At 71.3% G+C, this 14,530-nt stretch carries 10 protein-coding genes; 4 read left to right on the top strand and 6 right to left on the bottom strand.

Features of this window, described 5'->3' with window-relative positions; genetic code table 11:
• Positions 1 to 58 precede the first annotated feature (58 nt).
• Positions 59 to 1,084 carry a LacI family DNA-binding transcriptional regulator gene (locus ETD85_RS20590; protein ID WP_170246768.1) on the top strand — a complete coding sequence of 342 codons (1,026 nt, stop codon included), beginning with the start codon at positions 59 to 61 and terminating at the stop codon, positions 1,082 to 1,084.
• 39 nt (positions 1,085 to 1,123) lie between these two features.
• Here the strand turns inward: ETD85_RS20590 and ETD85_RS20595 are convergent, their stop codons facing one another.
• Together ETD85_RS20595 and ETD85_RS20600 are read right to left on the bottom strand one after the other, a co-directional pair.
• The gene (locus ETD85_RS20595) at positions 1,124 to 3,202 is read right to left on the bottom strand and encodes a glycoside hydrolase family 99 protein (RefSeq protein ID WP_138691377.1); all 2,079 of its coding nucleotides are present in this window, start codon (positions 3,200 to 3,202) and stop codon (positions 1,124 to 1,126) included.
• A gap of 7 nt (positions 3,203 to 3,209) precedes the next feature.
• On the bottom strand, positions 3,210 to 5,990 hold the full coding sequence (locus ETD85_RS20600; protein WP_138691378.1) for a carbohydrate-binding protein: 2,781 nt from the start codon (positions 5,988 to 5,990) through the stop codon (positions 3,210 to 3,212).
• Between the two features lie 165 nt (positions 5,991 to 6,155).
• Between ETD85_RS20600 and ETD85_RS67510 the strand changes: the two genes are divergently transcribed.
• Positions 6,156 to 6,371 carry an NUDIX domain-containing protein gene (locus ETD85_RS67510; protein WP_138691379.1) on the top strand — a complete coding sequence of 72 codons (216 nt, stop codon included), beginning with the start codon at positions 6,156 to 6,158 and terminating at the stop codon, positions 6,369 to 6,371.
• On the opposite strand, the gene ETD85_RS20610 is transcribed toward ETD85_RS67510, so the two are convergent.
• The 3 genes from ETD85_RS20610 to ETD85_RS20620 are packed head-to-tail and all read right to left on the bottom strand — an operon-like array spanning position 6,357 to position 9,476.
• Positions 6,357 to 7,178 (bottom strand): carbohydrate ABC transporter permease, encoded by an 822-nt coding sequence (locus ETD85_RS20610; RefSeq protein WP_138691380.1) that lies wholly within the window; start codon positions 7,176 to 7,178, stop codon positions 6,357 to 6,359. The genes ETD85_RS67510 and ETD85_RS20610 overlap by 15 nt on opposite strands.
• 28 nt (positions 7,179 to 7,206) lie before the next feature.
• Complete coding sequence (locus ETD85_RS20615) at positions 7,207 to 8,121, bottom strand: carbohydrate ABC transporter permease (protein ID WP_138691381.1); 915 nt, start codon at positions 8,119 to 8,121, stop codon at positions 7,207 to 7,209.
• Positions 8,118 to 9,476: an extracellular solute-binding protein gene (locus ETD85_RS20620; RefSeq protein ID WP_138691382.1), complete on the bottom strand. Its 1,359-nt coding sequence runs from the start codon at positions 9,474 to 9,476 to the stop codon at positions 8,118 to 8,120. Before ETD85_RS20620 ends, ETD85_RS20615 begins: the two co-directional genes overlap by 4 nt.
• 87 nt (positions 9,477 to 9,563) lie before the next feature.
• Here ETD85_RS20620 and ETD85_RS20625 point away from each other — a divergent pair, with 87 nt between their 5' ends.
• A complete protein-coding gene (locus ETD85_RS20625) occupies positions 9,564 to 10,745 on the top strand; it encodes an ROK family transcriptional regulator (RefSeq protein ID WP_138691383.1) in 1,182 nt (393 codons plus the stop codon).
• A 20-nt stretch (positions 10,746 to 10,765) separates the two neighbouring features.
• Here ETD85_RS20625 and ETD85_RS20630 read toward each other — a convergent pair whose 3' ends face one another.
• Entirely contained in the window at positions 10,766 to 13,771 is a 3,006-nt protein-coding gene (locus tag ETD85_RS20630) for an alpha-mannosidase (RefSeq protein WP_138691384.1), read from the bottom strand.
• A 128-nt stretch (positions 13,772 to 13,899) separates the two neighbouring features.
• Between ETD85_RS20630 and ETD85_RS20635 the strand changes: the two genes are divergently transcribed.
• Positions 13,900 to 14,469: a dienelactone hydrolase family protein gene (locus ETD85_RS20635; protein ID WP_138691385.1), complete on the top strand. Its 570-nt coding sequence runs from the start codon at positions 13,900 to 13,902 to the stop codon at positions 14,467 to 14,469.
• The last annotated feature ends 61 nt before the right edge of the window (positions 14,470 to 14,530 follow it).

The raw sequence follows: 14,530 nt of genomic DNA on the forward strand, positions 1-14,530 counted from the left end.
CGTAAGAGGGGTAGCGTCGGCAGCGTCAGCTGTGTATAAGAGACAGGAGCTGGCCCAGGTGAGCGCGACGACCGTGTCCCACACGCTCAACGGCCGCCGGCCGGTCGCGGAGCAGACCCGGCGCCGGGTGCTGGCGGCCATCGAGGAGCTCGGCTACCGGCCGAACGTGCTCGCGCGCGGCCTGCGGACGAGCAGGAGCCAGACGATCGGGCTGGTCATCCCCGACATCACCAACCCGTTCTATCCCGCGCTGGCCCGCGGTCTGCAGGACGTGCTCGGGCCCGCCGGGTACGACCAGATCATCGGCAACACCGACGGCGAGCGGCGGCTGGAGCGGGCCGCCCTGGAGCAGATGATCGCCAGGCAGGTCGACGGGCTGGTGTTCGCGGTGTTCAACACGCATGCCGAGGACCTGCTGCCGGTCATCGACGCGGGCATCCCGGTGGTCCGGCTCGGCGGCAGGCTCGTGCAGCGGGGGGTGGACGTGGTGCACAGCGACGACGAGGGCGGCGCCCGGGAGGCCACCCGCTACCTGCTGGAACGCGGCTACCGCAGGATCGGCTTCGTGTGCGGTCCGGCCGGGGAAGGGCCGGCCGCCGAGCGCGTGGCCGGATACCGGACGGCGCTCGCGGACGCGGGAGGGGGCGAGGGCGCGCCCGTCGCCGGGCATGCGGGAGGGTGCGACGGTGCGGTCGTCGGCGGGGCCGGGGCGGAGGTCCGTCCCGGGCTGGTGGTGCGTACGCACTTCAGCCGCCAGGGCGGTGCCGAGGGCGCGGCGCGGCTGCTCGACCTGCCCGAGCCGCCCGACGCGCTGCTGTGCGCCAACGACGTCATGGCCATCGGCGCGCTCGACGTCGCCCTGGAGCGCGGCCTGCGCGTGCCGGGCGATGTGGCGATCATGGGGTTCGATGACATCGAGGCGGCGAGCATGGTCACGCCCCGCCTCACCACGATGGCCAACCCGGCCAGGGAGATCGGCCGGGCCGGCGCGCGCAGGCTGCTCGACCGGCTCGAAGGCAGGGTGGCCGAGCCCAGCAGCGAGATGGTCATCCCCTCGCGGCTGGTGCGCCGCGAATCCGCCTGACGCCGGCGGGCTCGGCCAGAGCCAGGCGGGCCGCCCTGGTCAGCGCGGTGCCGGGCTCGCGGTCTGCGGCTCGAACTGCGTCACCCAGTAACGGGTGCGGTCCAGGTACGCGGTCTCGGCGGCGGCGCCGGTCCGGCCGTACGCGCCCTCGAAGCTCTGGTATCCGGACCTGACGACGGCGGGCTCCAGCACGCTGCCCTCGTGCCATTCGTTGAACGAGGTGATCGACACCCACGTCGGAGCGGTGGCGATGGCGTTGGCCCACTCCTTGTCGTAGGTGGCGCCGTTGTCGCGGGCCAGGGTCGGGGTCGTGTTCCCGGGGACGGCCCGGTCGTCGATGTAACCGGGGCCGACCGACGGCGCCCAGACCAGGTTGTGCTGCTTGGCGTAGGCGGCGGCCTGCTGCCAGCCGGGCGCGGTGGCCCCGGCGATGGCGTCGTAGGTGTACATGCCGGAGAAGTGGGCGATCTTGGAGGTGTCGGTGGTCTGGGCGAGGACGATGTTCGCGGCGGTGACCTGGTCGAGCGCCGTCCAGTCGGTGATCTTCAGGCTCTCGAAGACGTAGAACGCGTTGCGGAAGGCCGGGTGGGCGCCGTAGGTCTGGTTGAGGTACTGGACGTCGGACACGACCGAGGCGGCGGTGCGGCCGGCGTACGGCTCGATGTGCCAGGCGACCTTGACGCCCTCGCGCTGGGCGGCGTCCATGACCCGGCGGGCCAGGCCGTCCTCGTAGCCGCCGCGGCCCCACCAGCTGTAGACGAGCACGCCCGCGCCCGACTGCCGGATCCACTTCATGTGCTGGTCGATCGCGGCCAGGTCGCCCGAGTCGTAGGGGCCGAGCTTGGGATACAGGTCGGCGCCGATGTCCGCGGGCGGGGTGTGCCCGCCCTGCGGCCAGTGCCGCCAGGCGCCGCTCACGGACGGGCTGCCGTACCACGGGTAGTAGAAGACGTGCACGTTCGGCGAGACCTGCGCCGTCGTGCCCGTGCTCAGGGTGAAGGTGTCGATGTCGAACAGGGAGCCCGCGCCGCCCGCGAACACCAGGAACAGCGGCCCGGATCCGGCACCGGTCAGGGCGGTGGTGACGGTCTGGAAGGTCTCCCAGCCGCCGGTGACGGGGACGGTGACGGTGCCGAGCAGGGTGCCGGTGGCGGAGCCGGCGCGGACCTGGACGGTGCCGCCCGCTCCTGCGGAGGAGACGCGGGCACTGAAGGTCTTCGCGCCGGCGGTGCTGACCTGGGCGTAGCCCGCCCAGTCGCCGTTGTCGATGTAGCCGAGCGTCCGGCCGCCGCTGGCCGGCGCGTGCGCGGCGATCTGCACGCCCTGGCCCGACGTGTACGCCTCGCCCTCGGTCGTCACCGGCGTGGCGGTCACGCCGGCCGCGTACTGGATGCCGCCGAGCAGGAGCTGCCGGAAATTTCCGTCACTGTATGACTCGATGGTGTGGCCGAGACCGGTGTAGAACGACCGGCCGGCTCCTTGCGCGTGGTACCAGGTGATCGGGTGGTCGGCGCCCATCGTGCCGCCCGAGTAGCTGGTCTCGTCCAGGGTCTGCAGCACCCTCACGCCGGGGCGCGGGTTGGTGCGGTAGTCGTACCACTCGTCCGTGCGCGTCCAGGTCGGCCCCAGGTGCGCGGTGGCGGGATGGGTGCGGTCCTCGTTCCTGACCACGGCCTGCTGGATGGCCGGATGGCTCTTGAACCAGGCGCCGACGAGCTGCCCGTAGTAGGGCCAGCCGTACTCGGTGTCGGCGGCGGCGTGCACGCCGACGAAGCCGCCGCCGCCGTCCACGTACGACTGGAGCGCCGCCTGCTGGCTGTCGGCGAGGACGTCACCGGTCGTGCTCAGGAACACCACGGCCCGGTAGTTCGCCAGGTTGGCCGGGGTGAAGGCGCCCGCGTCCTCGGTGGCGGTGACCGTGAAGCCGCCCGCCGCGCCGAGGCTCCTGACGGCCTCGACACCGGCCGGGATGGAGTCGTGCCGGAAACCGGCCGTCTTGGAGAAGACCAGCACCTGGTACGCGGCGGCGGTGGCGCCCGCTGCTCCGGCGGCGCTCGCCGCCGGAGGACTGATCGCGCAGATGAGCGTGGCGAGGACGATGCCGATGATCCTGAACATCCCGTGCCTACCTCGTGAGGGTGAAGGTGTCGACGTCGAACAGGTAGCCGGTGCCGCTCCCGGTGAACACCAGGAACAGCGGGCCGGATCCGGTTCCGGTCAGGGTGGTGGTAGCGGTCTGGAAGGTCTCCCAGCCGCCGGTGACGGGGACGGTGACGGTGCCGAGCAGGGTGCCGGTGGCGGAGCCGGCGCGGACCTGGATGGCTCCGCCCGCTCCTGCGGAGGAGACGCGGGCGCTGAAGGTCTTCGCGCCGGCGGTGCTGACCTGGGCGTAGCCCGCCCAGTCGCCGTTGTTCAGATAGCCCGCCGTCTTGCCGCCGCTGGCGGGCGCGTGGTCGGCCACCTGGACGCCCGAGTTCGACGTGTACGCCTCCGCCTCCGTCGCCGTCTCGAACGTGAACGCGTCCACGTCGAGCAGGTTGCCCTGGCCGGTCACGCCCTTGAAGACGAGGAAGAGGGCGGTCGTCTGGGCGGGGACGCCGGACAGGCTCGCCGAGACGTCGGTGAAGGTGTCCCAGCCGCCGGTGTTCGGCACGGTGAGGGTGCCGTGCAGGGTGCCCGTGGCCGATCCGGTCCTGACCTCTATCGTCCCGCCGGGGCCGCCCGACGACACGCGGGCGGTGATCCGGGTGGCGTCGCCGAGCGCGTACGGCTGGAAGGAGATCCAGTCGCCGTTGTCGGTGAACCCGACCGTCCGGCCGCCTTCCGCGCCGCCGTGGTCGGCCGGCTGGATGCCGGACTGCGCGCCGAAGTGCTCGGCCTGCCGGTGCCCGGGTTGCAGGGTGCGGACGCTGTGCGTGGTCAGGCCGCCCTTGTCGGTGTACTCGGCGTCGAACACGCCGTAGATGTTGGCGGCGCTGTCGTGCTCGCCGTCCACCGGCACCGCGATGGAGCCCGTGCAGCCGGTGTTCGAGGTGATGGCGTGGTTGTGGCTGTCATGCCCCAGCAGGTACGTCACCTTGACCTTCGTGCAGTCGATCGTGCCGTCCTCCGGATCCGTGACCGTGACCGCGAACGGCACGGTGCCGCCGAAGGAGAACAGCTGCCCGTGCGCGGGGCGGGTGAGCGTGACGGTCGGGGCGGTGTTCCCGGCCGTCACCACCAGGCTGGCCGTGCCCGTCAGCCCCTGCGGGTCCCTGACGGTGAGGGTGGGCGTGTAGGTGCCGGCGGCCGCGTAGGTGTGGGACGGATTGGGCTGGGTGGAGGTGGCGCCGTCGCCGAAACTCCACGAGTAGGTCAGCGCGCCGCCTTCGGGGTCGGAGCTGCCCGCCGAGGAGAAGGCCACGGTCAGCGGGGCCGGGCCCGAGGTCCTGTCGGCGGCGGCCTTGGCGATCGGGTTGCGGTTGGTGCCGCCGATGTACTCGATCCGGTAGAGCGCCTGGTCGCCCGCGCCCGTGCCGTAGTCGAGCACGTAGAGGGCGCCGTCGGGGCCGAAGTCGGTGTCGATGATCTGCGTGCCCGTCCACGGGAACGCCTCGATCGTCCCGTACGAGCCGCCGGCCGTGACCTCGATGGCCTTGATCCAGCGCCGCCCGAACTCGGCGGCGAAGTAGCGGCCGTCGAGCGCGGCGGGGAACTTGACGGCCGAGCTCAGGTTCGGGTCGTAGCGGTAGACCTCGCCGCCCATCGGCGACTCCGACCCGCTGCCGAACTCCGGCGGGGAGCCCGCGTCGCCCGCGTACCTGATCCAGCTCGGCTTGGCGGGCGGCAGGGTGGCAAGGCCGGTGTTGCGGAAGGAGTTGTTGGCGGGGCCCGTCGCGCAGGCGTACTTGGCGGCGGACGGGCCGCTGGGGAAGGCGTACTCGTTGTAGGTCTCGGTGGTGGTGTTGGTCCCCGTGCAGTACGGCCAGCCGTAGTTGCCCGGCGCGGTGATCCGGTCGAACTCGACCTGGCCGCTGGGGCCCCGGTTCGGGTCGGTGGTGCCCGCGTCGGGGCCGTAGTCGCCCAGGTAGACCACGCCGGTGGGGCGGTCGACCGACATCCTGAACGGGTTGCGGAAGCCCATCGCGTAGATCTCGGGCCTGGTCCCGGCCGTGCCGGCCGGGAAGAGGTTCCCCGGCGGGATCGTGTACGTGCCGTCCGGCTGCGGCTTGACGCGCAGCAGCTTGCCGCGCAGGTCGTTGGTGTTGCCGCTCGATCGCTGGGCGTCGAACTGGGGGTTGCGGTCCGTACGCTCGTCGAGCGGGGAGTAGCCGCTGGACTCGAACGGGTTCGTGTCGTCGCCCGTCGTCAGGTAGAGGTTGCCGGCGCTGTCGAAGTCGATGTCGCCGCCCACGTGGCAGCACTGGCCCCGGTCGTTCGGCACCTGGAGCACGGTCTTCTCGCTGGCCAGGTCGAGGGTGTTGTCCGCTTTCAGGGTGAACCTGGAGAGGTTGAGGTGGCCTTTCCACGGCTCGAAGTCGGCGGCCGTGCCCGTGGTGGGTGCGTCGCCGGCCGGGGTGGCGAGCTTGGGGGAGTAGTAGAGGTAGACGAAGCGGTTGGTCGTGAAGGCCGGGTCCGCCGCGATGCCCTGGAGCCCCTCCTCGTCGTGGGTGTAGACGTCCAGCTTTCCGGCGATCTTGGTGTTGCCCTGCGGGTCGGTGTGCCGGACGGTGCCGTCGCGGGCCGTGTGGAGGACACCGCGGTCGGGGAGCACGGCGAGGGACATCGCCTCCCCCAGCTCCGGCGGGCCGGCGGCCAGTTGGACCTGCTGGTAGTCGGCCGGCGGGATGACGGCCGCCGCGCCGGTCGCGATCGTGGCGCCCGGGAGCGCCAGGAGTAAGGCCGTGAGAAGGCGTGCTGCTGCCATGGACGGGGCTTCCTTTCCTGACCTGGGGGGTTGAGTCAGGCAAGGCGCGCGCGGACGTTGCGCTTGACGTTTTGTGCGCCTCGTGGAGCTATTTCGCCATTGTTGCGGGACGGTTGCGATCGTGACATCGGGCATGTGGGCTGTCAAGCCGGTTGATTCTTATAGTTGACGAAAGATAGTGATTGCAGATCACCGCAAGGTTCTGGCAGTGATCACGAAAAATACGGACTTTGCTGCTGGTTCACGGTCGGCGGCGGCGTCCGGGCGGGGGAGGGCCACGAGCAGGCGGCGCTGCGTGAGCTACGGGAGGAGACCGGGCTGGCGGGCGTGCTGGGACGGCGTGTCCCGCGCTGGGGCGGGCGCGGTTCAGCCCTTCACTGAGCCGGCGAAGCCGAAGGAGCTGGCCAGATACTTGTTGACGGCCACGTACAGGACCACCGCCGGGGCCGTGTAGAGGATCGAGAAGGCCGCGAGCTGCCCGTAGGCGACCTGCCCGTACTGCGAGAAGAACGTGTAGATGGTGACCGCGGCCGGCTGTTTCTCCGGGGTGTCCAGTAGGACGAAGGGGGCGAAGAAGTTGCCCCACTGGCCGACGAAGACGAAGATCGCCACCACCGCTATCCCCGGGGCCATCAGGGGTCCGACGACCGACGTCAGCGAGCGGACCCAGCCGGCCCCGTCCACCCAGGCGGCCTCCTCCAGGCTCACCGGGACCCCGTCCATGAAGTTCTTCATCATCCAGATGGAGAACGGCAGCGAGCTCGCCGTCAGGAAGAGGACCATCGCGGGCACGGAGCCGTACAGGTTGAATCGGAAGAACATCGCGTAGACCGGCACCAGGATCGCCGTCACCGGCAGGCCCGTGGTGAACAGCAGGGTCAGCATGAAGTGGCGGCGGTAGCGCAGCTGGTAACGCGACAGCGGGTACGCCGCCAGGCCCGCCACCAGGACCGTCAGCACCGCTGTCGCGCCCGAGATCACGATCGAGTTGATCAGCGGCAGGATGATCGTCTCCCAGGTCAGCACCGCCCTGAAGTTGTCCAGGGAGAAGCTGAGCACCGGCTTGGCGGCCAGCGTCGCCTCCGGCTGGACCGAGGCGATCAGCACCCAGAGGAACGGGCCCAGGAAGGCCAGGGCGATGAGGAGGAGCGCCAGCCAGGCCGCGCCCCTCGCGGCGAGCCGGGTCATGCGACCCCCGTCCTGCGGCGTGGTCCGGTCACGTGTCCTCCACCTTGATCAGGCGTAGGTAGACGAGCGAGAACAGGGCGCCGATCACCAGCATGACCAGGGCGATCGCCGAGCCGTAGCCGATCTCGAAATAGCGGAAGGCCTGCTCGTACATGTACAGCGGCGTCGTCTGGCTGGCCGTCCCCGGGCCGCCGCCGGTCAGGGCGTAGATGAGGCCGAAACTGGCCAGCGTCTGCAGGGTGATCAGCATGAGGTTGGCCATGATGGAGCGGCGGATCAGCGGCAGCGTGATGTGCAGCAGCCGGCGCCCCGGGCCCGCGCCGTCCACGGCGGCGGCCTCCACCAGGTCGGCGGGCACCTCCGAGAGCGCGGCCGAGTACACCAGCATGGAGAAGGCGGTGCCGCGCCAGATGTTGGCCAGGATGACCGCGAGCATCGGCGCCGTGTACAGCCATTCCTGGGACAGGCCCAGGATCGAGTTGAGCGTGCCCTCCTCGGCCAGGAACGAGAACCAGCAGGCCGCCGCCACGACCTCGGGGACGACCCAGGCGGCGATCACCACGCCGTTCACGACGCTGCGGGTCACCCGGCCGCGGCCGCGCTGGAGCAGGGCGATGATCAGGCCCAGGGTGTTCTGGCCGATGACGGCCGAGCCGATGACGAAGACGAACGTGAGCAGGAAGGAGTTCAGGAAGTTCGGGTCGCCGAAGAGCTTGACGAAGTTCGCCAGGCCGACGAACTGGGAGTTCACCGAGGCCGAGCCGGTCAGGGTCTCGTTGGTGAAGGCGATGTAGACGCTCCACAGGATGGGGCCCGCCAGGAACAGGGCGAGCAGGAGCAGCGCCGGCCCCAGGGGGAGGAGCCAGCGCAGCACGCCCCGCCGCGACGGGCCGCGCGGGGGCGCGTCCGTCGCGGGCGGGGCCGGTGCGGTGGCGATCGTCATCGGGCGAGGACCTTGTCGGGGCCTCCCACCGCCGACGGCAGGGCCTTCACGTACGCCGCGGTGGCCTCCTCAGGGCTCCGCGCGCCCGTCGTGACCGCCTCCATGGCCTCCTGGATCTGGGCGGAGACCTTCGGGTACGCCTCGAAGGCCGGGCGGTAGTGGGTGACCGCGGCCAGGTCGGTCCAGAACTTGACGCTCGGGTTGTCGGCGCTGTACTTCGGATCGGCGGCCACGTCCTTGCGGGGGGCCAGGTCGCCCGTGCCCACCGAGTACGTCATCGAGTTCTCCTTGTTGGTGGCCACCGTGATGAAGTCGAACGCCTCCTGCTTGTTCTTCGTGTACGCGCTCATCGCCATGACCCAGCCGCCCGACATGCTGACCGCCCCCGGCTCCTCGCCGTTCTGCGTCGGCATGCGGGTCCAGCCCATCTTCTGGGTCCACTCGGGCCACGGCTTCGTGCCGGTCGGCTTCCAGGCCGAGGAGGCCCACGCGCCGTCGAGCGAGATGCCGAGCTTGGCCGCGGGGAACCACTCCAGGGAGACCTTGTCGGCGAGCTTGGCGTTGTGGGCGTCGGCCTGCTTGGGGCCGAGCTCCTCGCGGTAGATGGTGTTGACGAAGGTCAGGGCGTCGGTGAAGCCCTTGCCGCCGGCCACCCACTTCTGCTGGGCGTCGTCGTACAGGGTGCCGCCGGGCGCCCCGTACAGGAGCATCTCGAAGCCCTGCATGGTCGACGCCTCACCGTGGATCTTCGTCGAGTACATGCTGAACGGGATCGCGCCGGGGACCTTCTGCTTGATCGTGCGGGCGGCGGTGAGTACGTCGTTCCAGGTCTTCGGCTCCCAGGGGACGGCGATGCCGGCCTTGGTGAAGACGTCCTTCTGGTACCACAGGCCGCGCGTGTCCGTGCTGATCGGGACGCCGTAGATCTTGCCGTCCCCGCCCTTGGCGGCCTGCTTGACCGAGTCGGGGAACTGGCTGCTCCAGTCCGGCCACTTGGTCAGGTAGTCGTCGAGCGGGGCCAGCTTGCCGGCCGCGACGTCCGCGTTGACCTGGAAGGTGTCGTGGTAGTAGAGGTCGGGCGCGGAGTCGGGAGAGCGATTCAACAGGGCCAGCTTGGTGTAGTAGGCCTCGTTGTTCCCCTGGACGGCGGTGAGCTTGATCTTGACGCCCGGGTGGGCGCTCTCGTACTGCTTCTTCGCGTCGCCGAGCATCTTCTCCAGATGCGGCCACGTGGGCTCGACCTTGTAGAGGACCTCGAGCTCCTTGCCGCCTGAGGTGTTCTGGGCAGGGTCGCCGCCGCCGCAGCCGGCTACGGCTGTCAGCAGCAGGAGGGCACCGGCAAGCGTACGTTTCATCACGGTCTCCCCTTGTTTCCTTGGGTTGCTGGAGAACGTAAATCTTTCTGATTTACTAAGTCAACACTCTGTGGTGACATAGCTCACATGCAGCTGGGCACGAACCTGCCCAAGGTCGGTAGCTACAACCGGGCCGTGGTCCTGGAGGCGATCCAGGCCTCCGACGGGATCAGCCGGGTGCAGATCGCGCACCGAACCCGGCTGACCGCCCAGACCGTCTCCGTGATCGTGCGCAGGTTGCTGCAGGAAGGGCTGGTCGTCGAGGACGGGTCCGTGCCGTCGAGCGGGGGCAAGCCGCGTACGATCCTGCGCGTCGATCCCGCCGCCGGCTACGCGATCGGCGTGCATTTCGACCCGAACGAGATCTCCTGCGTGCTGGCCGACCTGGCCGGTCGGCCGGTCGCGCGGCTGCACCTGCCGGTCCGGCAGGGGCTGCGGCCCGCCGCGGTGATCGGGCAGATGGCCAGGGCCGCGCGCCGGATGCTCAGAGAGGCCGGGGTGCCGGACGGCAAGGTGCTGGGCGTGGGCCTGGCCTGCCCGGGGCCGCTGGACGCGGACGGCGTGATGGTCAGCCCGCCCCGGCTGCCCGGATGGGATCAGGTGCCGATCAAGAGCGTGCTCCAGCGGGACACGCGGTTCCCGGTGACGGTGGACAACGACGCGACGGCCGCGGCGATCGGGGAGCGGTGGGCCGGGATCGCGCGGTCCACGCCGAGCTTCGCGTACCTGTACCTGGGGACGGGGATCGGTGGTGGGATTTTTCTGGATAACCAGGTCTATCGAGGGCGGTCGCTGAATGCCGCCGAGTTCGGGCACATCACGGTCGAGCCGGACGGGCCCGAGTGCTACTGCGGCAACCGGGGGTGCGTCGAGGCGGTCTGCTGCCCGAGCGCCATCGAGGCGGCGATGGGGGATCGGCTGGCGCACGCCGCCATCTGCGCGGCGGCCGCCGCGGGCGAGCCCGAGGCGCGCCGGGTGATCGAGCGGGTGGCCGGGCGGCTGGCCGACGCCGCCGTCAGCGTGGTGAACATGCTGGACATCGACCTGCTCGTGCTCGGCGGGCCCGCGCTCAGGGAGGTCGGGGAGATCTACCGGGAGGTGATCGCGCGGGCGGTGTCGAGCAGGCCGCTGGCGCGGCGGTTGCACGCGGTGCGGGTGGAGACCTCGCCGATCGCGGCCGACGCCGCCGCCATCGGCGCCGCCTCGCTGGTCTTCCACGCCACGTACGCACCCCGCCTGGGCGCCCTGCTCAGCGGTGGCGGCGGCTGAGCAGGGGGCCTCCCCGGGGGCTAGGCGCGCTTGAGCCGGAGCGTGACCAGCTCGAACGGCCGCAGCGACAGGGGGATCGCCGCCCCCGGCTGCCGCGGCTCGCCCACCGGCCGCTCCAGCAGGTCGGTGGCGACGAACTCGGAGCAGGCGAAGCCCGGCGTCAGCGTCGCCCTGGCCCGGCCGCCCCGGGACTCGTGGAAGCGGACGATCACGTCGCCGCTCTCGTCGTCGGCCAGCTTGACCGCCGTCACCACCACCGCGTCGTCGTCCACGACGACCAGCGGCTCCACCCGCGCGCCGCCGGTGACGTGCCGCTCGGGCAGATTGGCGAAGTAGCCCTCGCGGACCGCGTCGCCGATCGTCGCGCCCGGCACGAGCGCGTGCCGGAAGCGGTGCACGCCCTGGTCGGTCTCCGGGTCGGGGAAGCGTGGGGCGCGCAGCAGCGAGACGCGGACCGTCGTGGTCGTGCCGGGGTGACCCGTGTCGTCCGCGCGGACCGTGCGGGTGACGTCGTGGCCGTAGGTCGAGTCGTTGACCAGCGCGACGCCCCAGCCGGGCTCCGCCACGTGCACGAAACGGTGGTTGCACGCCTCGAACTTGGCCGCCTCCCAGCTCGTGTTGGTGTGCGTGGGGCGGAAGGTGTGGCCGTACTGGCTCTCGGAGGCGTACTGGCCGGCGTGCACGTCCAGCGGGAAGGCCAGCTTGAGGAACTTCTCGGTCTCGTGCCAGTCCACCTCCGTCTCGATGTCGAGCCGGCCGCCCGCGAGCGAGAGGACCTGCGTGACGCTCGACGAGCCGAAGGAGCGGGTGACGCGGACCGAGCCGTCGCCCGTGCTCTCGACCACCCCTTCGACCAGGTCCGTGACCGTGTTGCGGTAGAACTCGTCCACGTCCCAGGCGTCCCACTTGTTCGGGAAGTCGGGATGGAGCTGCAGCAGGTTGGCGGCCTGGCCGGGCGCGACCGTCTCGCGCCGCGCGGCCAGGTCATAGACCGAGACGACCAGGCCGCGGCCGTCGATCTCCACCCTGAGCCGGCCGTCGTCCAGGACGTGGCCGCCCCCGTCGCGGGCGCGAACGGAGGTCCGCGACGCGGGCGCGGCGGGGCCCGCGCCGCCGGCCGCGACCCCGTGGCGGGTGTGCGGGGCCGCGTTGAACAGGAGCGTCTCGTCACCGTCGCCGGCCAGGGCGCGCTGGGCGGTCTCGATGACGGCGGTCAGCTCCCCGGCCACGGCCTCGTACGTCCTGGCCGCCTCGCGGTGCACCCAGGCGATCGACGAGCCGGGCAGGATGTCGTGGAACTGGTGCAGCAGCACCGTCTTCCAGATCCGGTCGAGCTGGGCGTACGGGTAGGGGGCGCCGGCGCGGACGGCGGCCGTGGCCGCCCACAGCTCGGCCTCCCGCAGCAGCGACTCGCTGCGCCGGTTGCCCTGCTTGGTCCTGGCCTGGCTGGTCAGCGTGGCCCGGTGCAGCTCCAGATACAGCTCGCCCACCCACACCGGCGGGTTCGGGTATTCGGCCTCGGCCCTGGCGAAGAACGCGGCCGGCGGCTCCCAGGTGACGGCGGGCGAGCCCTCCAGGTCGCGCACCCTGGCCGCCTTGGCGACCATCTCGCGCGTCGTGCCGCCGCCGCCGTCGCCCCAGCCCGTCGGGGCCAGCGAGTGCCGGGCCCGACCCTTGTCCTTGAAGTTGCGCGCCGCGTGCGCCAGCTCGCCGCCGGTCATCGAGCAGTTGTAGGTGTCCACCGGCGGGAAGTGCGTGAAGATCCGCGTCCCGTCGATGCCCTCCCACAGGAACGTGTGGTGCGGGAACGTGTTCGTCCGGCTCCAGGAGATCTTCTGCGTGAGCAGCCGCTTCGAGCCGGCCGCCTTGATGATCTGCGGCAGCCCGGCCGCGAAGCCGAACGTGTCCGGCAGCCACACCTCCTCGTTGTCGATGCCGAACTCGTCGATGAAGAACCGCTTGCCGTGCACGAACTGCCTGGCCATCGCCTCGGAGCCGGGCATGTTCGTGTCGGACTCCACCCACATGCCGCCCGCCGGGACGAACCGGCCGGTGGCTACCGCCTTGGTCACCTTCGCCCACACCTCGGGCCGGTGCTCCTTGATCCACGCCCACTGCTGCGCCTGCGACATCGCGAACACGAAGTCCGGCTCGTCCTCCAGCAGCGCGGTCATGTTCGCGGCGGTGCGGGCCACCTTGCGCACGGTCTCGCGCAGCGGCCACAGCCAGGCCGAGTCGATGTGCGCGTGCCCGACCGCGCTGATCCGGTGCGCCGACGGCACGGCCGGGGCCGACAGCACGCCGGCCAGCTCGGCGCGGGCCGCCGCCGCTGTCGCGCCGACGTCCTGCAGATCGACGGCGTCCAGCGCCCGGTCCACGGCCCTGAGCACGTCCCAGCGGCGCTGGCCGTCCGCCGGGAGCTGCGGCATCAGCTCGCCCAGCACCTCCAGGTCCATGACGAGCCGCCACACCTCCTCGTCGAAGACGGCCAGGTCCATGCGGGCCAGCCGGTACTGGGGCTCGGCGCCCGCGGTGCCCAGGTCGCCGAGCGGCGTCGGGCGGAAGCCGCCGTGGCCGAGGATGACCGGGTTGGAGGCGGCCTCGATGTGCAGGCGGACGTGCTCGCCGCCGCGGGCGGGGGCGGCGATCCGTACCCACTGGGTGCGGGGGTTGAGGCCCTTCACCGGGGTGCCGTCGGGGCGGTAGACGAGCCCCTCGCACTGGAAGCCGGTCATGCTCTCGTCGAAGCCCAGGTCGAGCACGGCCTCGACGGTCCGGCCCGCCCATCGTGCGGGCACCGTGCCGCTCACCGTGAACCAGCTCGTGCCCCACGGCGCACCCCAGGGCGTGCCCACCGCGATCGGCTCGCCCGCCGCCGCCAGCCCCTCGGAGACGGGTACGGGCTCGCCCGGCGCGTGCCACACCGCCACCTCCAGCGGCACCGTCTCGGCGTGGACCGCCGGGCGGATCCGCTCGTCCAGCACGCGCTTCAGCCGGGCTTCCACCAGGTCGCGGTCGTCATGCATGAGGGCTCCCTACAAGTGATGATCACGCGGTACGCATCGTCCAAAACGTTATGCACGACGCCCGGGGGCAGGCAACGCCCCGCCGCGTGAGGCTGGTCGGCCCATCGGCCCGGTGGTACACATTCGGCATGGCAGAGATCATCCTCTTGCACTCCGCACAGGGCCTGCGCCCGGGGGTGGGCGCGGCGGCGGAGGCTCTCCGTGAGGGCGGGCACATGGTGCGCACGCCCGACTACTACGACGGCGAGGTCTTCGACGACCTCCAGGCCGGGCTGCGCAAGCGGGACGCGATCGGGCCCGAGGAGATCGAGCTCCGCTTCCGCCGGATCGGGGACGAGGTGACGGGGCCCGCGGTGTTCGCCGGGTTCTCCCTCGGGGCGTACGGGGCGCAGCTGCTCGCCGTGACGCATCCCGCCGCCAGGGGCGCGCTGCTCTTCCACGGCGCGGTGCCGCTCGCCGAGGTCACCGCGGGGGACTGGCCGGACGGGGTGCCCGTGCAGGTGCACCACGCCGAGCGGGATCCGTGGGTGGACGAGGACACGGTCGCCCGGCTCGGCACGGCGGTGGGGGCGGGGTTCGAGCACTTCACCTACCCGGGCGACGCCCACCTGTTCGCCGATCCGGATCTGCCCGGCTATTCCGGCGAGTCGGCGGCGCTCATGTGGAAGCGCGTCCGCGACTTCCTCTCCCGTATATAACGCTAATTTCTGAAAATTTCGTACTTTAGACACCGACAGCACCATTAGCGGCACCCTACGT

The organism is Nonomuraea zeae (genome assembly GCF_005889725.1).
Lineage (GTDB): Bacteria > Actinomycetota > Actinomycetes > Streptosporangiales > Streptosporangiaceae > Nonomuraea > Nonomuraea zeae.

What these genes read in the sequence shown, in the direction of transcription:
- ETD85_RS20625 (WP_138691383.1), top strand. Translation starts at nt 9,564, where the DNA reads ATGCAGCTGGGCACGAACCTGCCCAAGGTCGGTAGCTACAACCGGGCC.
- ETD85_RS20600 (WP_138691378.1), bottom strand. Translation starts at nt 5,990, where the DNA reads ATGGCAGCAGCACGCCTTCTCACGGCCTTACTCCTGGCGCTCCCGGGC.
- ETD85_RS20610 (WP_138691380.1), bottom strand. Translation starts at nt 7,178, where the DNA reads ATGACCCGGCTCGCCGCGAGGGGCGCGGCCTGGCTGGCGCTCCTCCTC.
- ETD85_RS20620 (WP_138691382.1), bottom strand. Translation starts at nt 9,476, where the DNA reads ATGAAACGTACGCTTGCCGGTGCCCTCCTGCTGCTGACAGCCGTAGCC.
- ETD85_RS20595 (WP_138691377.1), bottom strand. Translation starts at nt 3,202, where the DNA reads ATGTTCAGGATCATCGGCATCGTCCTCGCCACGCTCATCTGCGCGATC.
- ETD85_RS20615 (WP_138691381.1), bottom strand. Translation starts at nt 8,121, where the DNA reads ATGACGATCGCCACCGCACCGGCCCCGCCCGCGACGGACGCGCCCCCG.
- ETD85_RS20635 (WP_138691385.1), top strand. Translation starts at nt 13,900, where the DNA reads ATGGCAGAGATCATCCTCTTGCACTCCGCACAGGGCCTGCGCCCGGGG.
- ETD85_RS20630 (WP_138691384.1), bottom strand. Translation starts at nt 13,771, where the DNA reads ATGCATGACGACCGCGACCTGGTGGAAGCCCGGCTGAAGCGCGTGCTG.